The sequence below is a fragment of the Hoyosella rhizosphaerae genome (genome assembly GCF_014643175.1).
Taxonomy (GTDB): domain Bacteria; phylum Actinomycetota; class Actinomycetes; order Mycobacteriales; family Mycobacteriaceae; genus Lolliginicoccus; species Lolliginicoccus rhizosphaerae.
The window spans coordinates 33,921-60,589 of sequence record NZ_BMJH01000003.1; the positions used below are offsets into that span (position 1 = coordinate 33,921).

Genomic DNA, 26,669 nt, shown 5'->3' on the forward strand with positions numbered 1-26,669 from the left:
AATGCACACAAACTGTTACCTTCCGAGGCAAAATTGTAGCCCTCAGGAACCTACGATAAGGACATGACTCTACGGTTGTCGCGACACACGCTCACCGCCGCCACCGTCGCGGTTGCGCTCACAGTTGCCGGGTGCTCTGCATCCCCATCTGAAGACCCCTCGCAGGATGCTGGGGCCGCATCGCCTACAAGTTCGCCGCAATCAGCGAGCACGGGCACCGACCTACCTGATGAAGCCGCAACGTCCACCGAGAACGTACCGTCACCACCGGTCATCACGGAGGAGCCACTCGCTCAGGAGCCCGCGCCTCAACAGCCACAGTCCAGTTTTGATGGCTCAACAAGCCCACAAACTGCACCTTCCGGCGATGGGACGTTCCTGAGCGTTACCGCGATCCGGGTAGGCCAACATGATGGCTTCAGTCGCGTTGTCATCGAACTTGACGGACAGGGAAACCAGCCGGGCTTCGATTCGCGGTACGTTTCCGGAGCATTCGCTGCCGGTTCGGGCGACCCCATCAGCGTCGCTGGTGATCAGATCCTTGGCTTGAATGTCACCGGCTGGGGCTACCCATTCGACACTGGTGTTGATCCCTACGCAGGACCACGCACAATCGGCGGGCCAGCCGGCGGGTCAATAGCTCAAGTTCAAGCGGGAACCTTCTTCGAGGGCGCAGCAGAATTCTTCATCGGGATACGCGGTGACCAAAAGCCGTTCCGCACCTACACCCTCACAAACCCCACCCGCGTTGTGGTGGATATCAGCGACTAGCTGACCTGGTTCACTCCGTGAAACTGTTCCTCGCGTCATACCGTTTCGGAGCAGATTCGTCCTCACTAACCAAGCTCATACCCCCACCGGCATCGGTGGGGGTTATTGCTAATGCTGCAGATGCTTGGCCTCCAGCCGCCCGCAAGTGGGCGGTCCAGAGCGAAATAAGATCACTTTCACAGCTTGGCTATCGCGCCACCGAAATTGATCTCCGACTTTTTGAGCGTGCTGAACCAGGTGCGCGTGCCACTCGATTGGCTGAGGCCCTGATGTCGCATGATCTGTTGTGGGTCCGGGGTGGAAATACCTTTGTCCTGCGCTCGCAACTGGCACGGAGCGGGGCCGACACCGAAATCCGGCGGGCTGTAATCGACGGCAATCTCGCGTATGGGGGGTACAGCGCGGGCGCTTGCATCGCTTCGCCAGCGCTCGATGGTTTGGAGCTGTGCGACGATGTCGACGAGGTAGCCATGGTGGGCGATGGCAAGCTGATGTGGGACGGTCTTGGCCTTGTGCCCTTCCGTATTGTTCCGCACTTTCGATCACCTGGGCATGAAAATCCTGAGCGTATTGAACAGCTTGCTGCTCGATACGCTCAGGAGGACGTGCCCTTTCGTGCTTTAAGCGATGATGATGCAATCGTCGTGGATGGTCACTGGTAGGACACAAACCATGGCGATGGCGATACATCCATTGTCTCTTCCGGGGTGAAGGTGGGGGAATCTTCGTCGTTGAAGTTCTTCCACCCGAGCCATACACCTTCTGGTAGGTCCTGCTTGAGGACATTCCAGGTGTCGAGTTTCTGCTCAGGGACACCGTGGCCGTCGGCATGAATGAGAACTGACACTTCATCACGGCTGGTGTCAATATCGGCCCGGTTGGTGATCATGCGTGTCTGAAATTGGTGCAGGATTAGCAGCTTTTGTGGGAGGTTGTTTTCTGCGGTGAGGTCTGCGAGCCATTCGATTACGTCGTTGATTTCGCTGGCATCCACTTGCCCTACCTGGCGAAGATGCACCTGGTCTGGTCGCAGGCGCCATTCCGGGTCTAGGGCAAGCCCTACATGTGGTTCGGCTAGGAGTTCTTCATAGATTTTTGCTTGAGTGAGGAAGTCTGTGCGCCCCGGTTGCAGGTCGAGCACAACGTAGGTGTCAGTGTCCCGCGCTGCTTCCACCCATGGGCGGATATCGTCAACGCGCGAACGGTTCGAGTACTGATTGTCGGTGCCCGGGTCTACTGATGCCACCGTGACAATCACTTCGAGGGCTGGAATGACCTTCTCGTCGGAGAAGGGATCGTACTGTGAAGCTAACTCTTTGGCCCTTGCGACTGATTCTTCAGGGCCTTGTTCACCCATAACTCCCATCGCCGGAACTCCGGGGTGGCCGTAAAGGGCGATCATCCGTCGGCCTGGGTATAGAAGTTGCCCTCCACCTGGTAACTCCGGCACGGTTAGCGCAAATTCGATGCGGTCACGCAACTCGGTTACGGAACCAAAGTGATCGCCTATCGCCACGACTGTGGAATCGCTGTGTTCACGGAGAGCTTCTACTGACTCTCCTGTCGCGCGCGGGTCTGGAACTCCAAGGACTTTTAGGTCCGCGCCGGCTGCTTTCGAGGTGGCAGCCGCCGCAATGTGTTGCACTGCGTCCGAGCCGGATTCGCCGTCTGTTATTGCCACAAGTGCGAGTACCGGATTCGCTAGTTCAGACCGCCCGAACTCTGGCAGGCTTCCGTTCTCTCCCGTTTCAGCGCCGAGTTCGTCAGCATCAGGTTCCTCAGCATCCCGCGCATCAGCTGAATGTTCGGCGGAACCGGTCAGGGTCAACAACGTGGGCGACGAGGGGTCTAACCGACCTAGCGCGGGCCCAATTTCAGCAAGTCCGCTTACCTCAGTTTCCTCAAAGCTAACACCGACCAAGTCACTGAGTTGACCAACAGAATTGGGTGCTGTGATGATCTCGACATCGTCAAGTTCGGGCACGTCACCCACCGCCAACACCGTTGCGGTGCCGAGGCGCTCCAGTTCCGTCAACACTGATGAACCGTCAGCAGGGTCAAGAGGCAACACCGGTACCGATGTCGCAACGCCAATGGAGGCTGCGCGAACTACGGCTGCGATATCACCTTGGTCTGCAACGACAGCGAATGGTGCGCGGCGAAAAAACTGACTCGATGCCGATACAGCGACACCCGAAGCACCATCCGAAACCACAAGTGGAAGGTTTCTGTCTGGGTTGTCTGAGTCCTGCGAGGCTTCGGGCTGCAGTACCTGCGCTGGCGATCCATCGTCAGAGCCCTCCCCGACGGTACAGCCGGCCACCAAAGCAACCGATATAAATGAGACACCAACTATTTGACCGCTACGTTTCGCCATCACGTTCCCCCGCACTCCGACGTCAACACGCAGCTAAACTACCGCGCATGCTCCGTGAAACCGTGCTCAAACACGCGGTTTTACGCGGACGATGCGTACTCGCAGATTCCGCCGCCAGCGCGTGGGCGCGCATTGAGTAATCGCTCATCACGCCGCCCCGAACCCATCGAAAACGCACTGGTCCGCGGCGGTGCCGCACCGCCGCAAATATTTGATCGACCACGTTGAGTTCCTCTTCGCTTAATTCACCTGCGGGGGCCTCATGCGCACCAAATGCCGCGTTTGCGCGGTAGCGTCCTACCCCGTCAGCAACCGAACCGACCGCTCCGCCGCAACCCCCTGCGCCAATACCCCCTGCGCCAATACCCCCTGCGCCAATACCCACAGCGCCGCTCACCACAGCGCTGCTCACCACCGCGACACTGGATTCAGAGGAGCATTCCACCATTAGCGGGCCTTCGCCCGGGTGAGCCACCACTGCGCCAAGCATCGCGAGCAGGTGCGCTGCACGAAGGTCGGCTCGAACAATGCCAGATTCACTTCGTCCGAGGTGATCAACCCATGACCAGCCACGACACTGTTGGTCAAATACAGAGCGAGTCTGCGGACCGCGCCCTGGCATATCGCTTTGTTGGGGCGCTTCGGCTGCTCCCGTGCTCACGATGATCATGCGCGCACGCTACGTGAAGCATCCGACAATTTTCGGGCTCGGCGTCGACGACTGTGATCGTACGTATCAGTCAAACAACCAAAACTGTCACGTTGTCGACGGCAGACGACTGGGCTCGTACCCTTAAGGCTAGACCGCTTCCGATTGCGAATGTGAGTCCACGATGGATCTACCTGCGTACACGCTCGATCGCGTTGTGACCGAATGCCACTATCGCCTCGGTGCAACTTCGAGCTGGGCACACGCAGGTGCATATCGCGAAAGTTTGGCGCTCTGCATTGTTGATGCCGTGCAAAGCTCCGCCGGAAATTACCCCGCAACCATTGGCGTGGTTGACCGATTTGCCGCATATCAACGTCATACGAACCCCGCACACACCTCATGCGGTGTGCGGGATCTGCTGCGAACCTTCGAAGAAGCTGGGTCGGCCGCCTCGTGGGCGGGCAAGGTTGGAATGTTCCGACGTAGGCACCACTCCCCGACCCAAATTGTGAAATCTCGATCTATTCAACGCGCGGCGGAAGCTTTGTATAGTCTCCGGATCGATTCCACCGCGGACCTAGCTGCAATGTATCCCTGTTCCGAAACGCGAGCACTCGTCGTTCGTGCCTGGCGTTCCGTCATCAATCACGATTTCACGAGTAGTTGGGACTATCTCTTAGCGCTGTCCGGCGTTCGTTCCCCTGACCCGGCCACATCGCTGGCGGTATGCCGCCGCTTCTTTGCTGGTATCGCGCCACGCTGGAAAGACGACCCTTATCTAGTCGATGAAGTTGCGCACCGCATGTCCACTAGCGTCGAAGATTTGACGCTAGCAATTCACCGGTGGAGTGCATCAAACCGCGTCTTTGCTGATCAAGACCTGGAAAACTCGCAGTTTGTGATCATGCCGTGGACTGCCGCGACCGAGCTCAACTAGCTCCGACGCGAAAAGCCGGTAAGCACCATAGAGGTCCTCACCGGCTTCACCACTAGCTGATCAGCTGTCTAGCTACGAAACTTTCGTTTCGGGCGATCATCGCGATCGTCCTTGCGGCCACCGCGGTCTGGCCGACCACGTCCGCCGCCTCGCGACGGTTCGCCGCTGCCATCATCGACACGCAAGTTGATTTTGACACCGCTGATGCGAGTGTCGCTGAGCGCATCAAAGACTTCGCTGGATAGGTCAGCCGGCAATTCAACCAGGCTATGGTCCGCACGGATATCGATGTATCCGAAATCGCCACGGTTGAGTCCGCCTTCATTGGCCAGTGCGCCAACAATCGCACCTGGGGCTACGTTCTGCCTGCGACCAACATTGATTCGATAGGTCGCGAGGTTTGGGTTCCCACCCCGGCGGCGGTCACCACCAGACTTGCCCCTGTCGCGATCTCCACGATCACCGCGATCACCGCGATCGTTTCCGTCGCGCGACCGTGAACCACGCCCGCGATCATCGAATTCCCGATCGCCGCGACGTTCGCCCTTGTCAATAGGATCGGGCTTAAGAAGGAAGTTGCCACCGTCTGTCGTCTGCACGGCTAGCGCAGCAGCAATGTCAGCTAGGCAGACATCATGCTCCCGCTCATAACCCTCGATCAGGCGTCGGAACATTGCAACATTGGGCGAACCGAGGTTCCCCGTGATTGCTTCTTCAAACTTGGCCACTCGCTGAGTGTTGACGTCGTCGACAGTTGGGACCTGAGTTTCCTCAATGACCTGCCCTGTGGACCGTTCGATCGACCGCAGCAGGCGCCGTTCACGCGGGGTGACAAACAACAATGCTTCACCGCTGCGCCCAGCACGACCGGTACGGCCGATGCGGTGCACGTAGGAGTCGTTATCGGTGGGGATGTCGTAGTTGACCACGTGTGAAATTCGCTCCACATCGAGCCCACGGGCGACGACGTCCGTCGCGACAAGAATGTCGATCTTTCCTTTGCGGAGGTCCCCGACGATCCGTTCGCGCACGCCCTGCGGAATATCACCGTTGAGCGACGTTGCCGCGAAGCCTCGTGAGCGGAGCTTTTCAGCGAGTTCGTCTGTCGCTTGCTTAGTCCGAACGAAGATAAGCATCGCGTCGAACGGTTCTACCTCAAGGAATCGAGTTAGACCGTCAAGCTTCCGAGCGTGTGACACCATGACCCACCGTTGATGGATGGTGTCAGAAGTCTTCGTAGTCGACTTGATCGTGACTTCAGCGGGGTCACGAAGGTACTTCTTTGAGATCTCGCGGATCGCACGTGGCATTGTCGCCGAGAACAAGGCAGATTGACGGTCGCGAGGAGCCATGGAGAGCACGCGCTCCACGTCTTCTTGGAACCCCATTTTGAGCATCTCGTCGGCTTCGTCAAGTACAACGAAGCGCAGTTTGGAGATGTTCAGGGTTCCGCGCGTTAGATGATCAATCACACGTCCGGGAGTACCTACGACAATGTGTGCACCGCGACGCAGGCCAGCGAGCTGGACTCCGTAACTTTGCCCACCGTAGATCGGTAGTACCCGAACCCCAGGTTGGTGCGCCGAGTACTTACCAAAGGCCTCTGCAACCTGAATGGCGAGCTCGCGGGTTGGTGTGAGAATCAAAGCCTGCGGATAGGCATCAGATTCTTCAATACGGGAAAGGATGGGTGTGGCAAAGGCCGCGGTCTTACCGGTCCCAGTTTGGGCAAGGCCCACCACGTCGCGACCCTCCACCATGTGAGGGATCGTAGCCAACTGAATTGGCGAAGGCGTTTCATATCCGACATCGCTGAGTGCACGAAGCACGCGGTCGTCGATTCCAAGACCGGCGAACGTTGTCTCACCGGATTCACTATTACTCATTGTTGTAACAGTCTACTGCCTCGCGCAGAACGCAATTACCAGGTGGTGCCTTTTAGGGCTTTCCATCCGGGGTCGCCACCCAGAGACCTCCACACCTAGAAACCACTATGCCACCATGCACGCCGTACCAGGCTGCCAAACACGCTGTTTTCGAGAATTGGCCGGATTCGAGAATTCCCCGAACTATTTAGGTGATCATTGCAACACTTTGGCCCCGCAGTGCGATAGATCACTAGAAGGGGTACGTCGACCAACGTCGTAACCGATCAGCACACAATTCGGGGAGGAATCGTGAGCGCCGTTTTTACACCGGCTTCCACGTCTAGGGCACGGACAGACGAGCGGTACGAACCTGCCGCCGATGATGCGGCAGATATCGCAGACATATGTGTCAAAAGGTGCGGCGAGCCGACTACATGGATTACGGCGACAGAACTGCGAGAAAGCCTTGCCCTCTGCCTCCTCGAAGTGATTCAAGCAACATGTTCTGATTACCGCGCTGTCGTCGATCTCCTCGATCGATACCGAAACTACCGCTATGCGCGCACGCGCGATTTCAGTTCTAGTAATTCCACACCAGACGGATTGCAGGAACTTCTCAACACATTCGACGAAGTGGGCGGACCCACTATTTGGGTGGGAAAGGTAGCTAACTTTCGGCGACGCTACTCCGGCGATGGAGTGCCCGTTCGAGCGGCCAGCATTCTGCACATTGCCCACATCTTGCATCAACTTAAAGTCAACACTGTGACGGATCTTCGCACCGCAGAAAACAGTGAGGGCAAGATGGGCGAAATTGAGCATGCTTGGTTCACGGAACTTGGGGAACTCACCAGTCACGCCTGGCCGCATTTGCGGGTCCTCGTCGGCCTTGACGAGGTCGACTCAAGCGCAGCGGTAAATGCGTTTCGCGAACAATGCACGCCGAACATGGATTCTCACACCTTCCGTGGCGGTATGCCACGCGCAGCTGGGCGCCTTGGAGTGAGCACCTCTGAGCTCGAATTCACCATTTCTCGTTGGTACTTGTCGCGGTTAAATCGCAGCATCGTAGATGCGTAAAGGCGACTCTGCGACAATGTAAAGGCATCACCAGTGCCGGTGACGACCCCCCTAGCTCACGCGAGTTGATTCACATGGCGTACAAAAATCGCGAACACGCTGGCGAAGTTCTTGCGCGGGAACTCGAAAGGTTTATTACCGAAACCACGACGGTTCTCGGATTGCCGCGAGGCGGCGTCCCGATTGCGGCTGTCATCGCCAACGCCTGGTCGGTACCTCTCGACATTCTTGTTGTCCGCAAACTTGGCGTTCCGTCCCATCCGGAACTCGCTTTCGGTGCAATCGGGGAAGACAACACTCAAGTACTTAACGCCGACGTCGTCGCAGCAGAACGGCTCACCAGGCGCGACATTGCTCAGGTTCACGACGCCGAAGCGCAGGAACTGCAGAGAAGGTGCGGCCTCTTTCGGCGCAATATGCCGCGGGCGAACATTGCCGGGCGGGACGTGGTTATCGCCGACGATGGCATAGCCACAGGGGCCACTATGGAGGCGGCATGTCGCGTGGCTCGAGCGCGAGGTGCGTCACGAATTGTCGTCGCCGTTCCGGTCGCGGCGTCGCAAGCCATCACCCGGCTGGAAAACGTGACCGACACAATCGTGTGCCCTTTGGTGACGCACAACCTTGGAGCGGTAGGTCGCTGGTACGAAACATTCGATCAGGTATCAGAACGCGAAGTATCCTCACTTCTGACGGACGAGGGTCGATCGAAATAGCGCAGCACACGACAACGCTTGCGGGAGTCATCGTTGGAAGAGCTGACAGATTAGTCTAACTGCTAGACACTAGTTACCTTGGTGTCGAGCACACTTCCACATAACCGCACGATTTTGAAGAAATAGGCCCGAGCATGAGTGATCAGATTTATCCCGCGTGGCCTCGTTCTTTTGGTGCAACTGAGCGCGCGCATCGGCCTCAGGGACGAACCCCGGCAGTGCGGCCGAAGACGCCGGTTGATGCGCCCGTCATCGGGCTTGCCCTCGGCGGTGGCGCAGCTCTCGGAGCAGCCCACGTGGGAGTACTTTTCGCCCTCGAAGAGGCTGGAATACACATCGGTGTAGTTGTGGGGACAAGCGCCGGCGCTCTGATTGGCGCAGGTTACGCAGCTGGACTGCCCGTGAGTTTGCTCGACAAGATCATTCGCAGCGCTGAGTGGCGGGACTTCGGTCGCCTGACTGTCCCGCGCAAACTGGGGCTACTAGACCCCGCTGCGCTGGAAAGCACCATTGCACGATTCACCGAAGACCGTGACATCGAAGAACTACCGCGAAGATTTGCGGCTGTCGCTACTGACCTACGCACATTGGCGCCGTATCTTCTTGATTCAGGCCCGGTCCCGTCTGCCCTGCTCGCCACCATCGCTGTACCGGGACTCTTTCCGCCAGTGCGCGTCGGTAATGCCCTGCTCATTGATGGCGCCTTCACTTCTAATGTTCCAACCTGGGGTGCGCGGCTTTTGGGCGCTGACAAGGTCATTACTGTCCGCCTGACTCCCGAACGAACAATGCGCCCCATGGCGCTGCTGCGTCAGGCGATGGGCGGCTTTGACGACGAAGCACCAGACGTACTTATCAGCCCCGACACCACCAAATATTCCCGATGGTCCGCGGCGGGTATTCCGGCACTCATCCAAGCGGGTCGCGATGCCACAGCTGAAGTTATTGACCAGATTCGAGATCTTGTGCCGCCCGCGGATTCGACCCCAACTGTCAGTTAGCACGCCGGATGTTGCCAGGGTTCAACGGTGCGTCATCCATCGCTGCGGTACAAATAGAGGGAACCTCCACGAAGTGGGGATGAAAGGAGCTGGCGACTGTGACTGATCACGCGAACCGCGACGAGTTTCTTCTCGACCTTCCTGAGGCGAAGCCAGCTGGAATAACGGGCCGCATGGCCATGAAGATGGTCGACAAAGGCGTCAACATACCCGGCCCGGTTGTTGCGAATTTCGTCAACAAGTTGCGTACCAAGCATCCCGATGACACGCCTGGACAAATCATTGGCCGAATCGACCGCTATTACTTGAATACCGTGACCAGCACAGGTGCCGCAGTGGGCGCCACAGCTGCTGTGCCCGGCGTTGGTACTGTCGCTGCGCTTGCGGCCGCTGGCGGTGAGACAGCGGTGTTTTTCGCGACGAGCGCTTTCTACACCCTTGCCTTAGCCGAGGTGTACAACCTTCCGATCGAAGATGTCGAACGTCGCCGTGCGCTCGTGATGAGCATTGCCATGGGCAACACGACATCGGTGCTGGCGGAGAAGGCGGCCCTGCGGAAGGGACGGTCCTGGGCCGATACCGTGGCCAACGTCATTCCATCACCATCAATTGGCAAGCTCAACGCCGCACTTGCCCGCCGAATGTTGTTGCGCCTGGCTCAGACCCGAGGGTTCATGACTATTGGTCGTATCGTCCCGTTCGGCGTCGGAGCGGCCATCGGCGCTGCCACAAACCGGACACTCGGTAGAGCGCTTGTCGTACATGCACACAAGGCGTTTGGTCCGCCGCCTCGCCGCTGGTTGTCGCCGCCTGCCGCAGAAATTATCGACCACGAAGCGGATGCAAACGTGCCAATCCTACTTCCCGGAGAATGAGGCTTTTCCTGGTCCGTCGGTAAGGAAGCTTGCTACGGCTCCTCGTAAATCGTCGGTAGCGAACAGTTCGCCCGATACGCGAGGGGTGATTGCATCCGCGTGTTCGATTCCGCGATCACGCCACGCTGTGACGATTTGTTTGGTGGCGTTGTGCGCTTGTGTCGGCCCATCGGCTAGCTTTTGCGTCAAGCGCCAAGCCGAATCGATGGTGTCTTCAGCAAGAATGTTCACAACGCCCCACGCGTGCAGGGTTTCCCCGCTGTACAGATCACCTGTCATCACGAGTTCACGGGCTCGACCGGATCCCGCCCGCTCCGCGAGCCGCTGGGGTCCTCCCATCGACGGCGTCAACCCGACAACTGTTTCTACGAGTCCAAACTTCGCCGCAGGGTTCGCCACAATGATGTCGCATGCAAGAGCCATTTCAAATGCCGCGGTGAGAGTCAGCCCGTGCGCGGCAAAGACAACTGGGCACGGCAATCCCTCTAGCGGTTGGATGATTGTCTCGAAGAGTCGCTGCCACAGCGCTTCTGCATCAGTCGGCGTGAGCCCCGAAAACACGTGCACATCGACGCCTGCGGACACGACCTTGCCAGCTGCGCGAACCAGCACAGCACGCGGGGGTTGAGCAACAAGGTCAGCAATATGCGTTGCGCACGCATCCATCACCGCGGTGGAAAACAAGTTCAGCGGTGGGGCATCAATCGTCAGCACCGCAAATGTCGCACCGCCCGGCGTTGATTCTCTGTGTAGCGACACGGGCAAGGCTGACGCTGGAGAGGCTGACACTGGCGAAACTGGGGAACTATCGGTCATGTGTGCAGCCTGCCATGTCCACACCTGCGAGTACCAGCGATCCACCGATGCGTATGCATCGACTATCGACCGCCGTCGCAACACGGCGAACGCTGTAGGTAAAGTGTGCCTCATCACTTGTCGCATGGAGGTTTGAATGAAACGCACCATTTACGAAGCAGATCATGAAGCCTTCCGCGAGTCTGCTCGCGAGTTTGTGTCCCGCCACGTACAACCTCGCTCCGAGGAATTGATCGAGAACAAGGCTATTCCGCGCGAGATTTGGCTGGAGGCTGGCAAGGCAGGCTTGCTCGGTTTGGAAATCCCGGAAAAGTTCGGCGGCGGCGAGGCTGGCGACTTCCGTTTCAACGCTGTACTCGGCGAAGAACTAAGCCGTCACAGCGCCGCAATGGCTTCATGTTTTGGTATCCACTCGGACATTTGCGCTCCGTACCTCGTCGAGTTGACGACCGAAGAGCAGAAGGAGCGGTGGCTACCGAAATTCTGCACGGGTGAACTCATCACCGCGATCGGCATGACTGAGCCATCCGGCGGCTCCGATCTTGCGGCGTTGAAAACGACAGCTGTCCGCGATGGCGACGACTGGATCATCAATGGTTCAAAGACCTTTATCACCAACGGCTACAGCGCTGACTTGGTAATTGTTGCTGCGCGCACCTCACCGGCGAAAAAGGCCCGCGGCATCACCCTTTTCGCAGTGGAAGCTGGGACGCAGGGCTTCGAGCGTGGCCGCAAACTCGACAAGGTCGGTCAGCCCGAATCCGATACTGCCGAATTGTTCTTCGACAATGTCCGAGTGTCGAGCGCGAACATCATTGGCGAGCTCGACAACGGGTTCATTCACATGATGCAGATGCTCCCGCAAGAGCGCCTGAGCGCCGCTGTATGCAACACCGCCCACGCAATGGCAATCTACGACGAGACTTTGGAGTACGTGAAGGAGCGCAAGGCGTTTGGGCAACCAATCGGCGCGTTCCAGCACAACAAGTTCCTGCTCGCCGAGATCAACACCAAACTGACGGTGACCCAGTCATTTGTCGATTCCTGCGTCTATGCTCACACGCAAAGCGACCTCACTCCGATTGATGCTGCCAAGGCGAAATGGTGGTCAGCTGAGATTCAGAATGAGGTCCTCGATCACTGTGTGCAGTTGTACGGCGGATACGGATTCATGCGTGAATACAGGGCCGCCCGTGCGTGGATGGATGCCCGCGTAACAAAAATTTGGGCTGGAACCAATGAAATTATGAAGGAACTCATCGGTCGGGACCTCGGGTTGTGATGACATGGAAGCAATGGACGCTACTTCCGCACACGTTGCTTCAATTCTGAAGGTGGCATGGGCACGATCACTGGGTATTGGTGATCGTGACATCGCTGCAACACGAACTAATATCGTGTTACCGCATGATTCGAATTCACTGACGTTTTTGTCCGTGTTTGGCGAAAGTGTGTTTCTCGGCCCGGAGTGGGCTGTCGAGCGCGCCCGCGAGGTTCCAGAGGATGAACTTGGGACCGAGCGGGGGTTGCTGGGCATTGCGAAGGACCGCGGTGCCCATCGGGCTCGCGCCGAAACATTGCTCTTTACGCCCGACTATTTGCCTCCGCCGTCGATGCACCCCAGTGAGGCTCCGCTAATTTCGCGAGACCGCGACATGGTGGACAGGCTTGTGCGGGCGAGTCCCCCAGATGATGTTGAGGCTGCGGATCTCCTTGATCAGTCGCAGTGGTTCACGTTGCTGGCTGAAGATATGGAACCTGTGGCGTGTGCGGCGTACACGGAGTGGCAGGGGTTCGTTGCCAACATGACGGCGCTGACTGCACCCACGGCTCGGCGTCGCGGGTACAGCAAGACTGTTTCGTTGATCGCGACCAATGTTGCTCTCGATGAAGGCTTAGTGCCGCAATGGCGAGCTCATCGAACGAACGCAAATGCGTGGCATTTGGCGGACGCTTTGGGGTATCAGAAGTTTGGGACGCTGGCGACTGTTGCCATCAGCTAGACGCGGCTATCGACATGGAGACACCCCACCGAGTACCATTTAGTTGACTATTCAACAAGGCGAGGTGTGGCATGGAAACGGCAGAAAACCCCGGTACGTACGTCAAGGACGGACAAGAGTTCTCCCGCGATATGCGCTACATTCCGAGTCGCATCACCAAAGACGGACGCGACGGATATCCAGTCGAAGCCGGTCGGTATCGCCTTGTCGCCGCACGAGCATGCCCCTGGGCAAATCGCGCCGTTATAGTTCGACGGCTACTTGGCCTAGAAGACGCGATCTCACTCGGACTGTGCGGCCCAACGCACGACGCCCGCAGTTGGACCTTCGACCTCGATCCCGGTGGCGTCGACCCAGTCCTAGGCATCGAGCGAATTCAGGACGCCTACTTCGCCCGCTTTCCCGACTACGAGCGTGGCATCACCGTCCCCGTGATCGTCGATGTACCCACCGGCCAAGTAGTAACAAACGACTTCCCCACCATGACGCTCGACTTCTCAAGCGAATGGACGGAACACCACCGCGACGGCGCACCAGACCTCTATCCCGACGCGCACAAAGATGAACTCGACGAAGTGATGGATCTCGTGTTTCGAGACGTCAACAACGGGGTCTATCGCTGTGGTTTCGCAGGCACCCAAGAATCGTACGAAAAAGCGTACGACCGACTGTTCGCCCGACTTGACTGGCTCAGCGAACGGCTAACGAATCAGCGATACCTAGTGGGCGACACCATCACTGAAGCCGATGTACGACTCTTCACAACCCTTGTGCGGTTCGATGCTGTCTACCATGGCCACTTCAAGTGCAATCGCAACAAGCTCACAGAAATGCCTGTGCTGTGGGCTTACACTCGCGACTTATTCCAAACACCCGGCTTCGGTGACACGATCGACTTCGATCAAATCAAAGATCACTACTACATAGTGCATTCCGAAATTAACCCCACGCAGATAGTCCCTAAGGGCCCGGATCTCACGAACTGGCTCAGCGCGCATAATCGCGAACATCTTGGCGGGCGCCCCTTCGGCGATGGCACCCCACCGCCTCCAGTACGAGCGAGCGAAGCAGTACCGGCGCTCATGTGAAAATTGCCTCTCAATACCACCCGACCAGCAGACTGCCAATGTCAGACGTCGCGGTTACTCTCGTTAACAGATGAACACTTCTGACACCCCCGTGCCGCCTCAGGCGATAACTATGGCCGAAAGTCCTGAACTTTCGGCCATGCAAGCCGAGCCTACGTGGGTGCGCCGACTGCTCCGCCAATGCCTTCGCCATCGCAAGGTTATGGCGTTCGTCATTGCTGCCACTGTTGTCGGCACCACGATAGAAGTGGCAGTGCCGCTTATTGCGAAAAACGCTATCGACGCGGCAGTGGGTGGCTCCACCGACATCGTCATCACGCTCGCTGTCGCGCTCGTCCTGCTCGCAATAATCCGCTTTGGTAGTCAATTCACCCGACGGATGCTGGCGGGACGCCTCGCTCTCGAAGTTCAGCACGACTTGCGACTCGCACTTCTGCATACAGTCCAACGGTTCGACGGCAAACGGCAGGACGAGCTGCGCTCCGGGCAACTCGTTTCCCGCTCTATCAGCGACCTTCAGCAAGTGCACGGACTTCTCGCGATGGCACCGCTTTCTGGTGGCGCCGTGTTGCAATTCATCCTCGCGCTTGGGGTGATGACCTACCTCTCACTTCCGCTCACACTCGCTGCGATGCTCTTCATTCCCGCGATGTGGCTTCTCGTCCGCACGTTCCGCATGCGAATTTATGCTGCGACCTGGTCCGCGCAGCAGCGCGCGGCTGATGTCACTCAACAAGTTGAAGAGACAGTTACGGGCGTCCGAATCGTGAAAGGGTTCGGGCAAGAGCAGCGAATGGTCGACTTGCTGAGCAACCTCAGTCGCGCACTGTATGGCGAACGACTTCGCGCAGCGCGCATCAATTCAAAATTTGCACCGACAATGGCCGCACTTCCGCAGCTCGGCCTGGTGGTCATCATTTCGTTTGGTAGCTACCTTGCACTTCGTGGAGACATCACAGTCGGCACGCTGGTCGCGTTCGCGGCCTATCTTGCGGCTCTGTCTGGTAGCGCACGGTTGCTTGGTGGTTTTATCGTGACAGCGCAGCTGTCGCGTGCCGCCGTCGAGCGCGTATTTGACGTCGTTAACACCCACCCACACGTCCTAGAACCCGATCATCCGCTTGCCGTACCAGACGGCCCCCTTGGAATTGAATTCTCGGACGTCACCTTTGGTTTCAACCCGGAACGCCCAGTACTCCATAGCGTTTCACTCGCTGTCAACCCAGGTGAAACTCTTGCCATCATTGGGGCCCCGGGTTCGGGAAAATCCGCTCTTGCTGCCTTAGTGCCTCGCTTCTACCTACCGCAGAAGGGCACCATCACGCTCACTGGGGCAACGCACGGCGCGGTCCATACACAGGCCGACCGCTCTCGAGTCGATTTGGCTGAGGTGCATTCGACGGAACTACGTCGCCGCATCGCCGTCGTATTTGACGAACCATTTTTGTTTTCCGACACCATTGCGGCAAACATTGCCGTAGGTGCGCCGGACGCGACACCCGACGAAATCATTGAAGCAGCACGCATCGCCGACATTCACGATTTCATCGTCACGCTCCCCCAAGGCTACGACTCCGAGGTAGGCGAACGTGGCCTCACACTGTCGGGTGGTCAACGTCAACGGATCGCCCTCGCCAGGGCACTGCTCACCCGTCCTGACATCCTCATTCTCGATGACGCCGTATCGGCCGTCGACGCACTAACTGAACACACAATCCTGCGCAATCTCGCCCGCAGCAGCGCTCACCTCACGATCGTGTCTATCGTGCACCGGATATCATCGCTTCGGTTAGCCGACAAGATTGCTGTCCTCGAAAAGGGACAGCTCGTCGACCTCGGCTCGGAGTCAGAACTGACACAACGCTCCTCGGCCTTCCGTAACCTGATGAAGAGCGATCGCGACAATTCGTTGGCACCGCATCATCAGCACGAAAACGCGCCTAGCGGGCCCACCAGCGATCATGACCTGTGGCCCGCAATTCCTTCTGTTGACTCCCCCGCCGATCAACGGCCGGAACTAGCGCAGGTGCTGGCCGAACTACCCGTGCCACGAGATGAGCCGCCACCTGATGAAGGGCCTCTTGGCGATGTCAGGGCAGATGAACGTCCGTTCACACTGAGGTCCACCCTCCGGCCCGTGCGTTGGCTCATCGTCGCATCTGCTGCGCTCCTGGCCATTGAGGCCGCTACCGTCATGGCGCTGCCCTCCATCGCACGCTTCGCAATTGATCACGGTGTACTTACCGGCAATATCTCAACCATCGTGTTCGTCGCTTTTATTGGGTTCGCTCTGGTCGCCGTCGGATGGTGTGCCGCGCACCTCACCGTTCTGTTCACTTCCAGCGCGGGCGAACGAGTCCTCTACCAACTCAGGGTGCGCACGTACACCCACCTTCAACGACTCGGTCTGGATTACTACGAGCGAGAATTATCGGGCCGCATCATCACGCGCATGACCACCGACATCGATGCGCTATCCGCGTTCCTGCAAACGAGCCTTGCGACTGCGGTGGTGAGCCTTCTGACATTGTTCGGTGTGTCCGTAGCATTGCTCGCAACAGACGTGTCCCTCGCTGGACTCACACTTGTCGCCGTACCCATCCTGATCGTCGCAACTCTCGTGTTCCGCTCCATTTCGAGCGCCGCCTACACGGTCTCCCGCGAACGTATCGCCAAAGTTAATGCCGAATTTCACGAAAACATTGCCGGGATCCGCACCTCGCAGGCTTACCGGCGCGAAGCTGTAGCCGCTGAGCGCTTCACCCAATACGCACGCGGATATGTTCACAGCCGGATGCGTGCGCAACGCGCAATAGCCGTCTACTTTCCCGGCATTGCTCTGCTCAGCGACTTCGCGCTCGTGGCGGTACTTTTTGTGGGCACAAGTCGGATCGCCGATGGCTCACTGACCCCTGGAGCCCTCGTAGCGTTTGTGCTCTACCTGGGCCTACTTTTCGGTCCTGTGCAGCAGCTATCCCAGGTGTTCGACAGCTATCAACAAGCACTCGTCGGTTTGCGTCGAATTGGCGACCTTCTCAGGACAGCGCCGTCGGTGTCCTCGAACGCAGACACACGACCGGTTGGTGACGCAACGCGCAAGGCATTGTCACTCGATAATGTGACTTTCGCTTACCGCGCCGATTCCGATCCGGTGCTCTCAGCGATCAATGTGACGATCGAGCCGGGAACAACGGTCGCGCTCGTCGGACCAACGGGGGCCGGCAAATCGACAATCGTAAAACTGCTTGCGCGCTTCTACGAACCGTCGTCCGGCACAGTGAGGGCAGACGGCATCGACATTCGTGCGTTCGACATATCTGACTTCCGGAGCCGCATCGGGATCGTTCCGCAGGAGCCTCATTTGTTCAGCGGTGACGTGGCATCGAACATTTCGTTCGCGCGACCAGACGCCACCCGTGCGGATATTGAGAAGGCAGCGTCTGATGTGGGGGCGCTCCAAATGATCAAGCACCTGCCAGGCGGGATGAAGGAACCTATCGGTGAACGCGGGCGTGGTTTGTCCTCAGGTGAACGGCAACTCATCGCTCTCGCACGGGCTGCGCTTGCCGCGCCAGACCTAATGTTGCTAGACGAAGCGACAGCTTCTTTGGACCCGGCAAGCGAACGACTCGTCCTTAGTGCCAGTGAACGACTAATGTCGACCCGTACGTCCGTGCTCGTAGCTCACAGGCTTGAGACCGCAGCGCGCGCCGATCGCATCCTTGTAGTGCACGGAGGGGAAATCATCGAATCCGGACATCATCACAATCTTTTGCGGCAAGGTGGTTACTACGCTGATCTATGGAATTCCGCGCAATCGTCGGCAAAAACCTCACCAGCAGACGAAAATGCGATCGAGGAGTCAGTAACAAGTGCGTAGCACAGACGGAATAGCGTGCCGAACAGGTACACAGACCGGCGAGGGACTAGCCTCTAAACCGGAGGCGATGAGTCGGTGATCGAGAGGGAAACGAGGCGAGGACGGCCGTGACCAGCAGTTCAGTATCACAGTTCGGACAGAACGAGTGGTTGGTCGAGGAAATGTACCAGCGATTCAAGGACGATCCGTCGTCCGTGGACCCCGCGTGGCACGACATCCTCAAAGACTACAAGCCAACGGACAACGCATCTTCTGCGTCGATCCCGACAAAGCAGAAGGCAACCCCACCTGCGGCGACCAACAATTCGTCGGCTGCGGCACCCGCTGCGGCGAAGAAGCCTGCTGCTCCCAAATCAGCGGCGAAGCCTGCGGCTAAGAAGGATGCACCTGCTGCGTCCGAGTCTGGGCCGGCGAGCAAGGTTCTGCGTGGCGTCGCCGCGACAGTCGCACGCAACATGAACACCTCGTTGACGGTTCCGACCGCGACAAGCGTGCGTGCAATTCCAGCCAAGGCGATGATCGACAACCGCCAGGTGATCAACAACCATCTTGCGCGTACCCGCGGCGGCAAGATCTCCTTCACCCACCTACTGGGTTACGCGATCATCCAGGCAGTAAAGAGTTACCCGAGCATGAACCGCCACTACGCGGAAGTGGACGGCAAACCTAATCTAGTGACTCCGGCTAACACCAATCTGGGGCTGGCTATTGACCTCCCCGGCAAAGACGGAAACCGCACATTGGTTGTCGCTGCCATCAAGAAGTGCGAAACCATGAACTTCATGCAGTTCTGGCACGCATACGAAGATCTTGTTCGGCGCGCTCGGGACAACAAACTGACCGCTGAGGACTTCCAGGGCGTCACAATCTCGTTAACGAACCCCGGTGGTATCGGCACCGTGCACTCTGTGCCACGGCTAATGCAGGGCCAGGGCTGCATCGTTGGCGCAGGCGCAATGGAATACCCCGCTGAGTTCCAGGGTGCGAGTGAAGAGAAGATCGCCGAGGTCGGTGTCGGCAAGTTGATGACACTGACTTCAACGTACGACCACCGCATCATCCAAGGCGCCGAGTCCGGCGAGTTTCTCCGCAAGATCCACCAGTTGATGCTGTCGGACGAGTTCTATGACGAGATCTTCACCGGTCTTGGCATTCCTTACGAGCCGGTCCGGTGGAGTCGCGACATTCCCCCCGGCGCGATCGATAAGAACACTCGGGTGCTTCAACTCATTGGCGCCTACCGCCACCGTGGTCACTTGATGGCGGATACCGACCCACTTCGGTACAACGTCGAAAGCCTAGTCAGCCACCCAGATCTCAACGTAATGACCCACGGACTTACTTTGTGGGATCTAGATCGGGAATTCACCGTCGGTGGGTTCGCGGGCAAAGAAAAGATGAAACTCCGCGAAGTTCTCGGAGTGCTACGCGACTCGTACTGCCGCAAGATCGGCGTCGAGTACATGCATATCCTTGAGCCTGAGCAAATGCAGTGGCTGCAAGAGCGGGTGGAGATCAAGCACCAAAAGCCTCCCGTAGCCGAGCAGAAGTACATTCTTTCCAAGCTCAACGCCGCGGAAGCCTTCGAAACATTCCTGCAGACAAAGTACGTAGGCCAGAAGCGATTTTCGCTTGAAGGCGCCGAGTCCGTCATCCCCATGATGGACGCAGTGATTGACCAGTCCGCTGAGCACGGCCTCGATGAAGTCGTTATCGGCATGCCACACCGTGGGCGCTTGAACGTACTCGCCAACATTGTGAGCAAGCCTTACTCGAAGATCTTCACTGAGTTCGAAGGCAACATGAACCCGGCGCAGGCGCACGGGTCTGGCGACGTGAAGTACCACCTTGGCGCATCGGGCACCTACATCCAGATGTTTGGCGAGAACGACATCACGGTCTCGCTCACAGCCAACCCGTCGCACCTCGAGGCGGTCAACCCGGTTCTCGAGGGCATTGTCCGCGCTAAGCAGGACATGATCGGCAAGGGCGACGGCGAAGGCGGCTTCAGCGTTGTGCCGCTTATGTTGCATGGTGATGCCGCATTCGCCGGCCAGGGCGTGGTTGCTGAAACACTGAACCTTGCAATGTTGCGCGGCTACCGCACCGGCGGCACCGTGCACATCGTGGTGAACAACCAAGTGGGCTTCACCACCCGCCCGGAACACTCTCGCTCCAGTGAGTACTGCACCGACGTCGCAAAGATGATTGGTGCGCCAATCTTCCACGTCAACGGCGACGACCCTGAAGCCTGTGTGTGGGTTGCGAAACTCGCGGTGGACTTCCGCCAGAAGTTCCACAAAGACGTCGTTATTGACTTGATCTGCTACCGCCGACGTGGTCACAACGAGGGCGACGACCCGTCGATGACGCAGCCGATGATGTACGACCTCATCGACAGCAAACGCTCCGTGCGCAAGACGTACACCGAAGCGCTGATCGGTCGTGGCGACATTTCACTCAAAGAGGCCGAGGACGCATTGCGCGACTACCAGGGCCAACTTGAGCGGGTGTTTAACGAGGTTCGCGAACTGGAGAAGTACCCGCCAGCCCCGAGCCCCTCGGTTGAGGAAGACCAAGTCCTTCCGACCAATTTGCAGACCTCATTGACGCCGGAAGTTGTCTCGGCGTTTGGTGACCTACATGTGAATTTGCCAGAGGGATTCAACGCACACTCGCGCGTGAAGCCTGTGTACGACCGCCGTTACGAAATGACCCGGAAGGGGAACTTCGACTGGGCATTCGGCGAACTGCTGGCGTTTGGTTCACTCGTCCATGAGGGCCGCATTGTTCGGCTTGCCGGGCAGGATTCGCGTCGCGGTACTTTCACGCAGCGCCACGCGGTGATCATCGACCGGAAAGACGAGTCGGAATACAGCCCTGTTGCGACATTCGCCGAAGAGTCCGGCGGTCGCTTTATGGCCTACGACTCGGCGCTGACGGAGTTCGCTGGCCTCGGTTTCGAGTACGGCTACTCGGTGGGCAACCCCGATGCGCTCGTGGTGTGGGAGGCACAGTTCGGTGACTTTGTGAACGGTGCGCAAACCATCATCGACGAGTTCATTTCGTCGGGTGAAGCCAAGTGGGCTCAGCGTTCGAATGTTGTGTTGCTGCTCCCCCATGGTCATGAGGGCCAGGGCCCTGATCACACGTCGGGTCGTATCGAGCGGTTCCTGCAGTTGTGCGCTGAAGGATCAATGACGGTTTCTGTGCCGTCTACCCCGGCGAACTACTTCCATCTTTTGCGTCGTCATGCAAAGGCTGGGGTGCATCGCCCGCTGGTGGTTTTCACTCCGAAGTCGATGCTGCGCAATAAGGCCGTGGTCAGTCCTCTTGAGGACTTCACGACGGGCAAATTCCGCAGTGTGATTGATGATCCGACGTTTGTGGATGCCACTGAAGAACAGCGCAAGAAGGTTACGCGCATCTTGCTGTGCAGCGGCAAGCTCTACTACGAACTCGCCGCGAGGCAGGCGAAGGAAGACCGCGATGATATCGCGATCGTCCGTATCGAGCAGTTGTACCCTGTTCCGCGCCATCGCCTTCGGGAAGCTATTGCTAACTACCCGAATGTGAAGGAGTTCCGGTGGGTTCAGGAGGAGCCAGCAAACCAGGGCGCATGGCCGTTCTTCGGTCTGAATCTGCCTGAAGTGTTGCCGGATGTGTTCCCGATGCTGAAGAGAGTGTCGCGACGTTCGATGTCGGCTCCGTCGTCAGGGTCAGCCAAGGTGCATGCTGTTGAGCAGCAGCAACTCATCGATACAGCGTTCTCCGTGGAGTAATTTTAGGGAGTTCTGTGGGGTGGAAGGATTTGTTCCTTCCACCCCACAGTTGTCTTCGCTGCCCGCTCGTTTTTAGCTGGCCTTTGAGTCGTCCTGATGGTCTGCATCCGTGTGTGGCATGCGCTCAGTGATGGGCTTGGTGAACTCAGGGAAAAGTTGTTCAATGGCGCCGTCGCCCATAAGTTTCGGGCCGAGAAGGATGCCGACAAGTGATCCGTTGAGTAGGTCGAGGATGTCGTTGCGAGGCACGGAAGGGTCGGCGAGCCAGTGCACAACTGTTTCTTCGACGAGTGCAATCCAGCCGCGGACCGAGAATTGGATTATGGGGCTGTCGTCGACACCGAGCGTGGGCAGTAGCGCGAGGATGCGATCGGCGATGCGGTTGCGTGAGTTGTTAACCGACTCAACCATTTCGGGGATGTTGCTGAGCGCCCCCCTCAGCATGGAGATGTAGAGGTTGGGCGCTTGCTCTACGAAAGTGATGTAGTTGTCGAGCGCAGCTCGCAGCGCGTCTATCGGCGCGAGTGTGAGGTCGGGTTCGGTTGCTGCGACGAGTTGTTCCGAAGCGGAGCTCACTAGCGCTGCTTGGAATTCGGTCAGGGATCCGAAGTAGTGGAAGAGAAGCCCTTTTGAAACGCCCGCTTGTGCCGCAATGTCCTCGACGGAAATGTCCTCGATGGATTTCTTCTGCAGTAGGACTAGACCAAGTTCGATGAGTTGGGTGCGTCGTTCGCTTGGGCTTAGTCGGGTGCGCTTGTGGACGGGCATTCCCCAAGGATACCTATTGACCCAGATTTAATAAACTATTGACTTATGTTCAGTAGCGCGTTTATTGTCTTACCTATGACTACGACGTCCCCCAATGCAGCATCCCGAACCCGCCATGTCGACATAGCGATCATCGGCAGTGGATTTTCCGGACTTGGCGCCGCAATCAAACTCAAGAAACTCGGCAGCTACTCCTTTGTCGTCCTTGAGCGAGGAGCCGACGTCGGTGGCACCTGGCGCGACAACACCTACCCGGGCGCAGCCTGCGACGTGCCATCGCAGCTCTACTCCTTCTCGTTTGCACGCAACCCGGAATGGTCACGGTCATTCTCGCAACAGCCTGAAATCCAGAAGTACATCCGCTCAGTCGCCGAAAAATCGGATGTGCTCGATCACCACGTCTTCGGGTGCGACGTCAACTCTGCACAGTGGGATACCGCTGCCCAGCAATGGCACCTAGACACCACTCACGGCAGATTCACCGCTCGATTCGTAGTATCTGGAGTGGGTGCGCTCTGCGAGCCAGCACTCCCCAACATCGCCGGAATCAACGACTTTGAAGGCGAACTGTTCCACTCGGCCCGCTGGGACCACACCGCAGATCTCACCGGCAAACGCGTCGCCATCATCGGCACCGGCGCCTCTGCAATCCAGATCGTCCCCGCAATCGCCGACAAGGCCGGCACCCTCGACGTCTACCAGCGCACTGCGCCGTGGATTCTGCCGCGCCTAGATCGGCCATACACACGGTTTGAACGCTTTGCCTTCAAACACATCCCCGGAGTGCAACGGCTTGCTCGCACCGCGATCTACGCGTCACGCGAAACTCAGGTTATCGGGCTAGCAAAAGCACCCAAGCTCATGCTGGGTCTACAAGCTCTCGCCAAAGGCATGATTCGTGCACAGATTCGTAACCCAGAGCTCCGCAAGAAGGTCACGCCTGATTTCCGCATCGGCTGCAAGCGCATGCTGATCTCCAATGCCTACTACCCAGCGTTGGACCGCGCCAATGTTGACCTCATCACTGATGGCATCGCCGAAGTGAGGGGCAAATCCATCGTCACAGCTGACGGAACCGAACGCGAAATTGACGCGCTCATCGTCGCCACCGGGTTCCACGTCACTGATTCGCCAATGTTCGCCGGCATCACAGGCAAAGACGGCCGCACCCTCGCTGAAGTCTTCAACGACACCGGAATGCAGGGCTACAAGGGCACAACCGTCGCGGGGTTCCCCAACATGTTCTTCCTCGTCGGCCCCAACACTGGACTCGGGCACACTTCCATTGTGTTGATGATCGAGTCACAGCTCAACTATGTCATCGACGCATTGAAGAAGATCAAATCAAACAACATTGCCACCTTTGACGTACTCCCCGAGGTGCAAAACGAATACAACGCCATCTTGCAGAAGCAACTGTCCGACACAGTGTGGATGACTGGCGGTTGCGCTTCGTGGTACCTCGACAAGCACGGCAACAACACCACACTGTGGCCGGGATTCACCTTTACCTTCCGCAGGATGCTGAAACAGTTCGATACACAGGCTTACGCGATTACCGTCATGAGTGACCACACCGACATCGCTGCCCCGCAAACTGCTGCGCCAGCAGCGCGCGCCAATACCACGCAAGGAACACAAGCATGAAAAACTTCAACGGAAAAACTGCGGTCATCACTGGAGCAGGTTCGGGCATTGGACGCGCGCTTGCTCTGCAACTTGCTAAAGAAGGTGCACAACTAGCACTCTCCGATGTGAACACCGTCGGACTCGACGAAACTGCTCGGCAAGCACGCGAACTCGGCGCCAGCGTCCACACAGCACCTCTCAATGTCGCCGAACGTGAAGCTGTCCTTGCCTACGCTGACGATGTTGCCGCACACTTCGGTGCCATCAACATGGTGTTCAACAATGCGGGAATCGCCTTCACAGGCGACGTCGAAGTCAGCGAGTTCAAAGACATCGAACGCATCATGGATGTCGACTTTTGGGGCGTAGTGAACGGCACGAAGGCGTTTCTCCCCCACCTCATCGCCTCCGGCGACGGTCACGTCATCAACATTTCCAGCTTGTTCGGTCTCGTCGCGATTCCGTCGCAATCGGCCTACAACGCAGCCAAGTTCGCAGTGCGCGGATTCACCGAGGCATTGCGCATGGAAATGCTCACCAATGGCCACCCAGTTTCAGTGACGTGTGTGCACCCGGGCGGCATTAAGACTGCGATCGCCCGCACCGCGACCGCAGCGGAAGGAACAGATGCCGCATCACTTGGCGAGTTCTTCGATAAACACCTCGCACGCACGAGCCCCGAAGCTGCAGCGAACCGCATCCTCCGTGACGTGAAACGCAACCGTGCGCGGTGCCTTATCGGACTTGATGCGCGGATGCTCGACATCTTCCAGCGAGTTTCTGGTTCCGGATACCAGCGGATCTTCGCCTCCACCGCAGGCCGAATCATGAAAAAAGCTGGCACTAGCAAGTAGGCGCTAACAATAGGTGTGCCCCCGGCTAATAGCCGGGGGCACACCTATTTGCCACAAAAATCAGGCAACACCCTCATCACGGGCAGCCTGCGCAACTGCTGCTGCAACTGCGGGAGCAACTCGTGGGTCGAGTGGGCTCGGCACAATCTTGTCTACCGATACTTCGGGGCCCAAAACATCCAGAATTGCTGCTGCGGCAGCGAGTTTCATGCCCTCGGTGATCGCTTTTGCGCCTGCGTCGAGTGCACCGCGGAAGATGCCGGGGAACGCCAACACATTGTTGATCTGGTTCGGGTAGTCGCTGCGTCCCGTCGCAACCACAGCGGCGTACTTGCTCGCCACATCTGGGTGGATCTCCGGGTCTGGATTCGACAGCGCAAAAACAATCGACTGCGGAGCCATCGTGGCGATCAGCGACTCTGGCACCTTGCCCGCTGAAACACCGAGGAACACATCAGCACCGTCGAGTGCTTCTGCAACCCCGCCCTGTAGGCCTCGCGGGTTAGTCCGGGCAGCTAGGTCCTGCTTGACGCTGTTGAGGCCGTCACGCCCAGCTTCGACGATGCCCTGCGAGTCCAGCACAACAACATCAGGTATTCCGGCAGCCAGAAGAATATTTGCGCACGCAACACCCGCGGCACCGGCACCCGCAATCACGATGCGCAGCGGTGCTAGTTCGCGGCCCAAAGCCTTCACCGCGCCGTTAAGGGCAGCAAGCACAACGATCGCTGTGCCGTGCTGGTCATCGTGGAAGACCGGGCAATCGAGGGCTTCCTGCGCCCGTCGTTCCACCTCAAAACAGCGAGGAGCTGAAATGTCCTCCAAGTTCACTGCACCGAATGTGGGGCGCAAACGCACCAATGTCTCGACGATCTCGTCGACGTCTTTGGTGTCGAGAACAATAGGGATCGCGTTGAGGCCCGCAAACGACTTGAAGAGTGCAGCTTTGCCTTCCATCACCGGCAGGGACGCGCGGGGGCCGATATCGCCAAGGCCCAACACCGCGGTTCCGTCGCTGACGACAGCAACGAGTCTGCTTGTCCAGGTGTACTTCGACGTCAACGTCACATCAGCTGCAATCGCGCGACTAACCTGCGCAACTCCGGGGGTATAAGCAATAGAGAGGTCGCGCTGCGTGTCCAGGGGCGCAGTTAGTTCTACCGATAACTTGCCACCCTCGTGGCTGGCAAAGATTTCGGCTTCCGTGATGGGGCCCTTGTCAGCGTTCGCATTGGACACGGTGAGTGCTCCTACATTGTCTCGACCACAAAGGTCGGTAGCGTTGCCGCGCCCAACAGTAAATACTGGCGCGCCAACAATATGGTCTATCAGACATTACCCGCCGCGGTGCATTCGGGTGCAGAGTCCCACCGGCTCATGTAGCCGCAGAAACCTCACACATAACTGCATCGTGCGGTGAAAAGATGTGTGCACAGGTGACGCACCACAGCCTGGATTCTCATTGAAGATCGCAACGAGTGGGCCTGGACCTCGGCGGCGCTACAGAAAACGCGCGGGGGTTTCCCGCCTTTTCCGTTCCGCCGTGGCCATCACACTTCCACCAGGGGCTGT

20 protein-coding genes are annotated in these 26,669 nt (G+C 58.1%); 14 read left to right on the plus strand and 6 right to left on the minus strand.

Features of this window, described 5'->3' with window-relative positions; genetic code table 11:
* The first annotated feature begins 63 nt into the window (after positions 1 to 63).
* Entirely contained in the window at positions 64 to 771 is a 708-nt protein-coding gene (locus IEW73_RS11895) for an AMIN-like domain-containing (lipo)protein (RefSeq protein WP_188675283.1), read from the plus strand.
* A gap of 95 nt (positions 772 to 866) precedes the next feature.
* Positions 867 to 1,433, plus strand: a complete 567-nt coding sequence (locus tag IEW73_RS11900; RefSeq protein WP_307816189.1) for a Type 1 glutamine amidotransferase-like domain-containing protein — start codon at positions 867 to 869, stop codon at positions 1,431 to 1,433.
* On the opposite strand, the gene IEW73_RS11905 is transcribed toward IEW73_RS11900, so the two are convergent.
* Together IEW73_RS11905 and IEW73_RS11910 are read right to left on the minus strand one after the other, a co-directional pair.
* On the minus strand, positions 1,424 to 3,148 hold the full coding sequence (locus IEW73_RS11905) for a hypothetical protein (RefSeq protein ID WP_188675288.1): 1,725 nt from the start codon (positions 3,146 to 3,148) through the stop codon (positions 1,424 to 1,426). The genes IEW73_RS11900 and IEW73_RS11905 overlap by 10 nt on opposite strands.
* A 22-nt stretch (positions 3,149 to 3,170) precedes the next feature.
* Positions 3,171 to 3,818 (minus strand): hypothetical protein, encoded by a 648-nt coding sequence (locus IEW73_RS11910; RefSeq protein WP_188675291.1) that lies wholly within the window; start codon positions 3,816 to 3,818, stop codon positions 3,171 to 3,173.
* 163 nt (positions 3,819 to 3,981) lie between these two features.
* Between IEW73_RS11910 and IEW73_RS11915 the strand changes: the two genes are divergently transcribed.
* The gene (locus IEW73_RS11915; protein WP_188675294.1) at positions 3,982 to 4,737 is read left to right on the plus strand and encodes a DUF8548 family protein; all 756 of its coding nucleotides are present in this window, start codon (positions 3,982 to 3,984) and stop codon (positions 4,735 to 4,737) included.
* 68 nt (positions 4,738 to 4,805) lie between these two features.
* On the opposite strand, the gene IEW73_RS11920 is transcribed toward IEW73_RS11915, so the two are convergent.
* Entirely contained in the window at positions 4,806 to 6,623 is a 1,818-nt protein-coding gene (locus IEW73_RS11920; RefSeq protein ID WP_188675297.1) for a DEAD/DEAH box helicase, read from the minus strand.
* A 291-nt stretch (positions 6,624 to 6,914) separates the two neighbouring features.
* On the opposite strand from IEW73_RS11920, the gene IEW73_RS11925 reads away from it, so the two are divergent.
* The 4 genes from IEW73_RS11925 (at position 6,915) to IEW73_RS11940 (ending at position 10,277) form a co-directional block, all read left to right on the plus strand.
* Positions 6,915 to 7,685 carry a DUF8548 family protein gene (locus IEW73_RS11925; RefSeq protein ID WP_188675300.1) on the plus strand — a complete coding sequence of 257 codons (771 nt, stop codon included), beginning with the start codon at positions 6,915 to 6,917 and terminating at the stop codon, positions 7,683 to 7,685.
* A 74-nt stretch (positions 7,686 to 7,759) separates the two neighbouring features.
* Positions 7,760 to 8,401: a phosphoribosyltransferase gene (locus IEW73_RS11930; RefSeq protein ID WP_188675303.1), complete on the plus strand. Its 642-nt coding sequence runs from the start codon at positions 7,760 to 7,762 to the stop codon at positions 8,399 to 8,401.
* Positions 8,402 to 8,535: 134 nt separating this feature from the next.
* Positions 8,536 to 9,402, plus strand: coding sequence for a patatin-like phospholipase family protein (locus IEW73_RS11935; RefSeq protein ID WP_188675306.1), 867 nt, complete (start codon positions 8,536 to 8,538; stop codon positions 9,400 to 9,402).
* A 98-nt stretch (positions 9,403 to 9,500) separates the two neighbouring features.
* Entirely contained in the window at positions 9,501 to 10,277 is a 777-nt protein-coding gene (locus IEW73_RS11940) for a hypothetical protein (protein WP_188675309.1), read from the plus strand.
* Here IEW73_RS11940 and IEW73_RS11945 read toward each other — a convergent pair.
* A complete protein-coding gene (locus IEW73_RS11945) occupies positions 10,260 to 11,093 on the minus strand; it encodes an enoyl-CoA hydratase/isomerase family protein (protein WP_188675311.1) in 834 nt (277 codons plus the stop codon). The genes IEW73_RS11940 and IEW73_RS11945 overlap by 18 nt on opposite strands.
* 136 nt (positions 11,094 to 11,229) lie before the next feature.
* On the opposite strand from IEW73_RS11945, the gene IEW73_RS11950 reads away from it, so the two are divergent.
* The 5 genes from IEW73_RS11950 to IEW73_RS11970 all read left to right on the plus strand — a co-directional run bounded on the left by IEW73_RS11950 (position 11,230) and on the right by IEW73_RS11970 (position 21,846).
* On the plus strand, positions 11,230 to 12,375 hold the full coding sequence (locus tag IEW73_RS11950; protein WP_188675313.1) for an acyl-CoA dehydrogenase family protein: 1,146 nt from the start codon (positions 11,230 to 11,232) through the stop codon (positions 12,373 to 12,375).
* Positions 12,376 to 12,388: 13 nt separating this feature from the next.
* Positions 12,389 to 13,096 (plus strand): GNAT family N-acetyltransferase, encoded by a 708-nt coding sequence (locus IEW73_RS11955; protein ID WP_188675315.1) that lies wholly within the window; start codon positions 12,389 to 12,391, stop codon positions 13,094 to 13,096.
* 71 nt (positions 13,097 to 13,167) lie between these two features.
* Positions 13,168 to 14,184, plus strand: coding sequence for a glutathione S-transferase family protein (locus tag IEW73_RS11960; protein ID WP_188675318.1), 1,017 nt, complete (start codon positions 13,168 to 13,170; stop codon positions 14,182 to 14,184).
* 70 nt (positions 14,185 to 14,254) lie between these two features.
* Positions 14,255 to 18,064 (plus strand): ABC transporter ATP-binding protein, encoded by a 3,810-nt coding sequence (locus IEW73_RS11965; protein WP_307816185.1) that lies wholly within the window; start codon positions 14,255 to 14,257, stop codon positions 18,062 to 18,064.
* Positions 18,065 to 18,171: 107 nt separating this feature from the next.
* Positions 18,172 to 21,846 (plus strand): multifunctional oxoglutarate decarboxylase/oxoglutarate dehydrogenase thiamine pyrophosphate-binding subunit/dihydrolipoyllysine-residue succinyltransferase subunit, encoded by a 3,675-nt coding sequence (locus IEW73_RS11970; protein ID WP_188675321.1) that lies wholly within the window; start codon positions 18,172 to 18,174, stop codon positions 21,844 to 21,846.
* A gap of 72 nt (positions 21,847 to 21,918) precedes the next feature.
* Here IEW73_RS11970 and IEW73_RS11975 read toward each other — a convergent pair whose 3' ends face one another.
* On the minus strand, positions 21,919 to 22,614 hold the full coding sequence (locus tag IEW73_RS11975; RefSeq protein WP_188675324.1) for a TetR/AcrR family transcriptional regulator: 696 nt from the start codon (positions 22,612 to 22,614) through the stop codon (positions 21,919 to 21,921).
* Between the two features lie 63 nt (positions 22,615 to 22,677).
* Between IEW73_RS11975 and IEW73_RS11980 the strand changes: the two genes are divergently transcribed.
* Entirely contained in the window at positions 22,678 to 24,261 is a 1,584-nt protein-coding gene (locus IEW73_RS11980; protein WP_372433644.1) for a flavin-containing monooxygenase, read from the plus strand.
* Complete coding sequence (locus IEW73_RS11985; RefSeq protein WP_188675330.1) at positions 24,258 to 25,097, plus strand: SDR family NAD(P)-dependent oxidoreductase; 840 nt, start codon at positions 24,258 to 24,260, stop codon at positions 25,095 to 25,097. The genes IEW73_RS11980 and IEW73_RS11985 overlap by 4 nt, the downstream gene beginning before the upstream one ends.
* A 60-nt stretch (positions 25,098 to 25,157) precedes the next feature.
* Here IEW73_RS11985 and IEW73_RS11990 read toward each other — a convergent pair whose 3' ends face one another.
* Positions 25,158 to 26,336: an NAD(P)-dependent malic enzyme gene (locus IEW73_RS11990; RefSeq protein ID WP_188675333.1), complete on the minus strand. Its 1,179-nt coding sequence runs from the start codon at positions 26,334 to 26,336 to the stop codon at positions 25,158 to 25,160.
* Positions 26,337 to 26,669: the final 333 nt, after the last annotated feature.

Coding starts and splice junctions, on each gene's coding strand:
- IEW73_RS11895 (WP_188675283.1), top strand. CDS start 64: ATGACTCTACGGTTGTCGCGACACACGCTCACCGCCGCCACCGTCGCG.
- IEW73_RS11905 (WP_188675288.1), bottom strand. CDS start 3,148: ATGGCGAAACGTAGCGGTCAAATAGTTGGTGTCTCATTTATATCGGTT.
- IEW73_RS11910 (WP_188675291.1), bottom strand. CDS start 3,818: ATGATCATCGTGAGCACGGGAGCAGCCGAAGCGCCCCAACAAAGCGAT.
- IEW73_RS11915 (WP_188675294.1), top strand. CDS start 3,982: ATGGATCTACCTGCGTACACGCTCGATCGCGTTGTGACCGAATGCCAC.
- IEW73_RS11920 (WP_188675297.1), bottom strand. CDS start 6,623: ATGAGTAATAGTGAATCCGGTGAGACAACGTTCGCCGGTCTTGGAATC.
- IEW73_RS11930 (WP_188675303.1), top strand. CDS start 7,760: ATGGCGTACAAAAATCGCGAACACGCTGGCGAAGTTCTTGCGCGGGAA.
- IEW73_RS11935 (WP_188675306.1), top strand. CDS start 8,536: ATGAGTGATCAGATTTATCCCGCGTGGCCTCGTTCTTTTGGTGCAACT.
- IEW73_RS11945 (WP_188675311.1), bottom strand. CDS start 11,093: ATGACCGATAGTTCCCCAGTTTCGCCAGTGTCAGCCTCTCCAGCGTCA.
- IEW73_RS11950 (WP_188675313.1), top strand. CDS start 11,230: ATGAAACGCACCATTTACGAAGCAGATCATGAAGCCTTCCGCGAGTCT.
- IEW73_RS11955 (WP_188675315.1), top strand. CDS start 12,389: ATGGACGCTACTTCCGCACACGTTGCTTCAATTCTGAAGGTGGCATGG.
- IEW73_RS11960 (WP_188675318.1), top strand. CDS start 13,168: ATGGAAACGGCAGAAAACCCCGGTACGTACGTCAAGGACGGACAAGAG.
- IEW73_RS11965 (WP_307816185.1), top strand. CDS start 14,255: ATGAACACTTCTGACACCCCCGTGCCGCCTCAGGCGATAACTATGGCC.
- IEW73_RS11975 (WP_188675324.1), bottom strand. CDS start 22,614: ATGCCCGTCCACAAGCGCACCCGACTAAGCCCAAGCGAACGACGCACC.
- IEW73_RS11985 (WP_188675330.1), top strand. CDS start 24,258: ATGAAAAACTTCAACGGAAAAACTGCGGTCATCACTGGAGCAGGTTCG.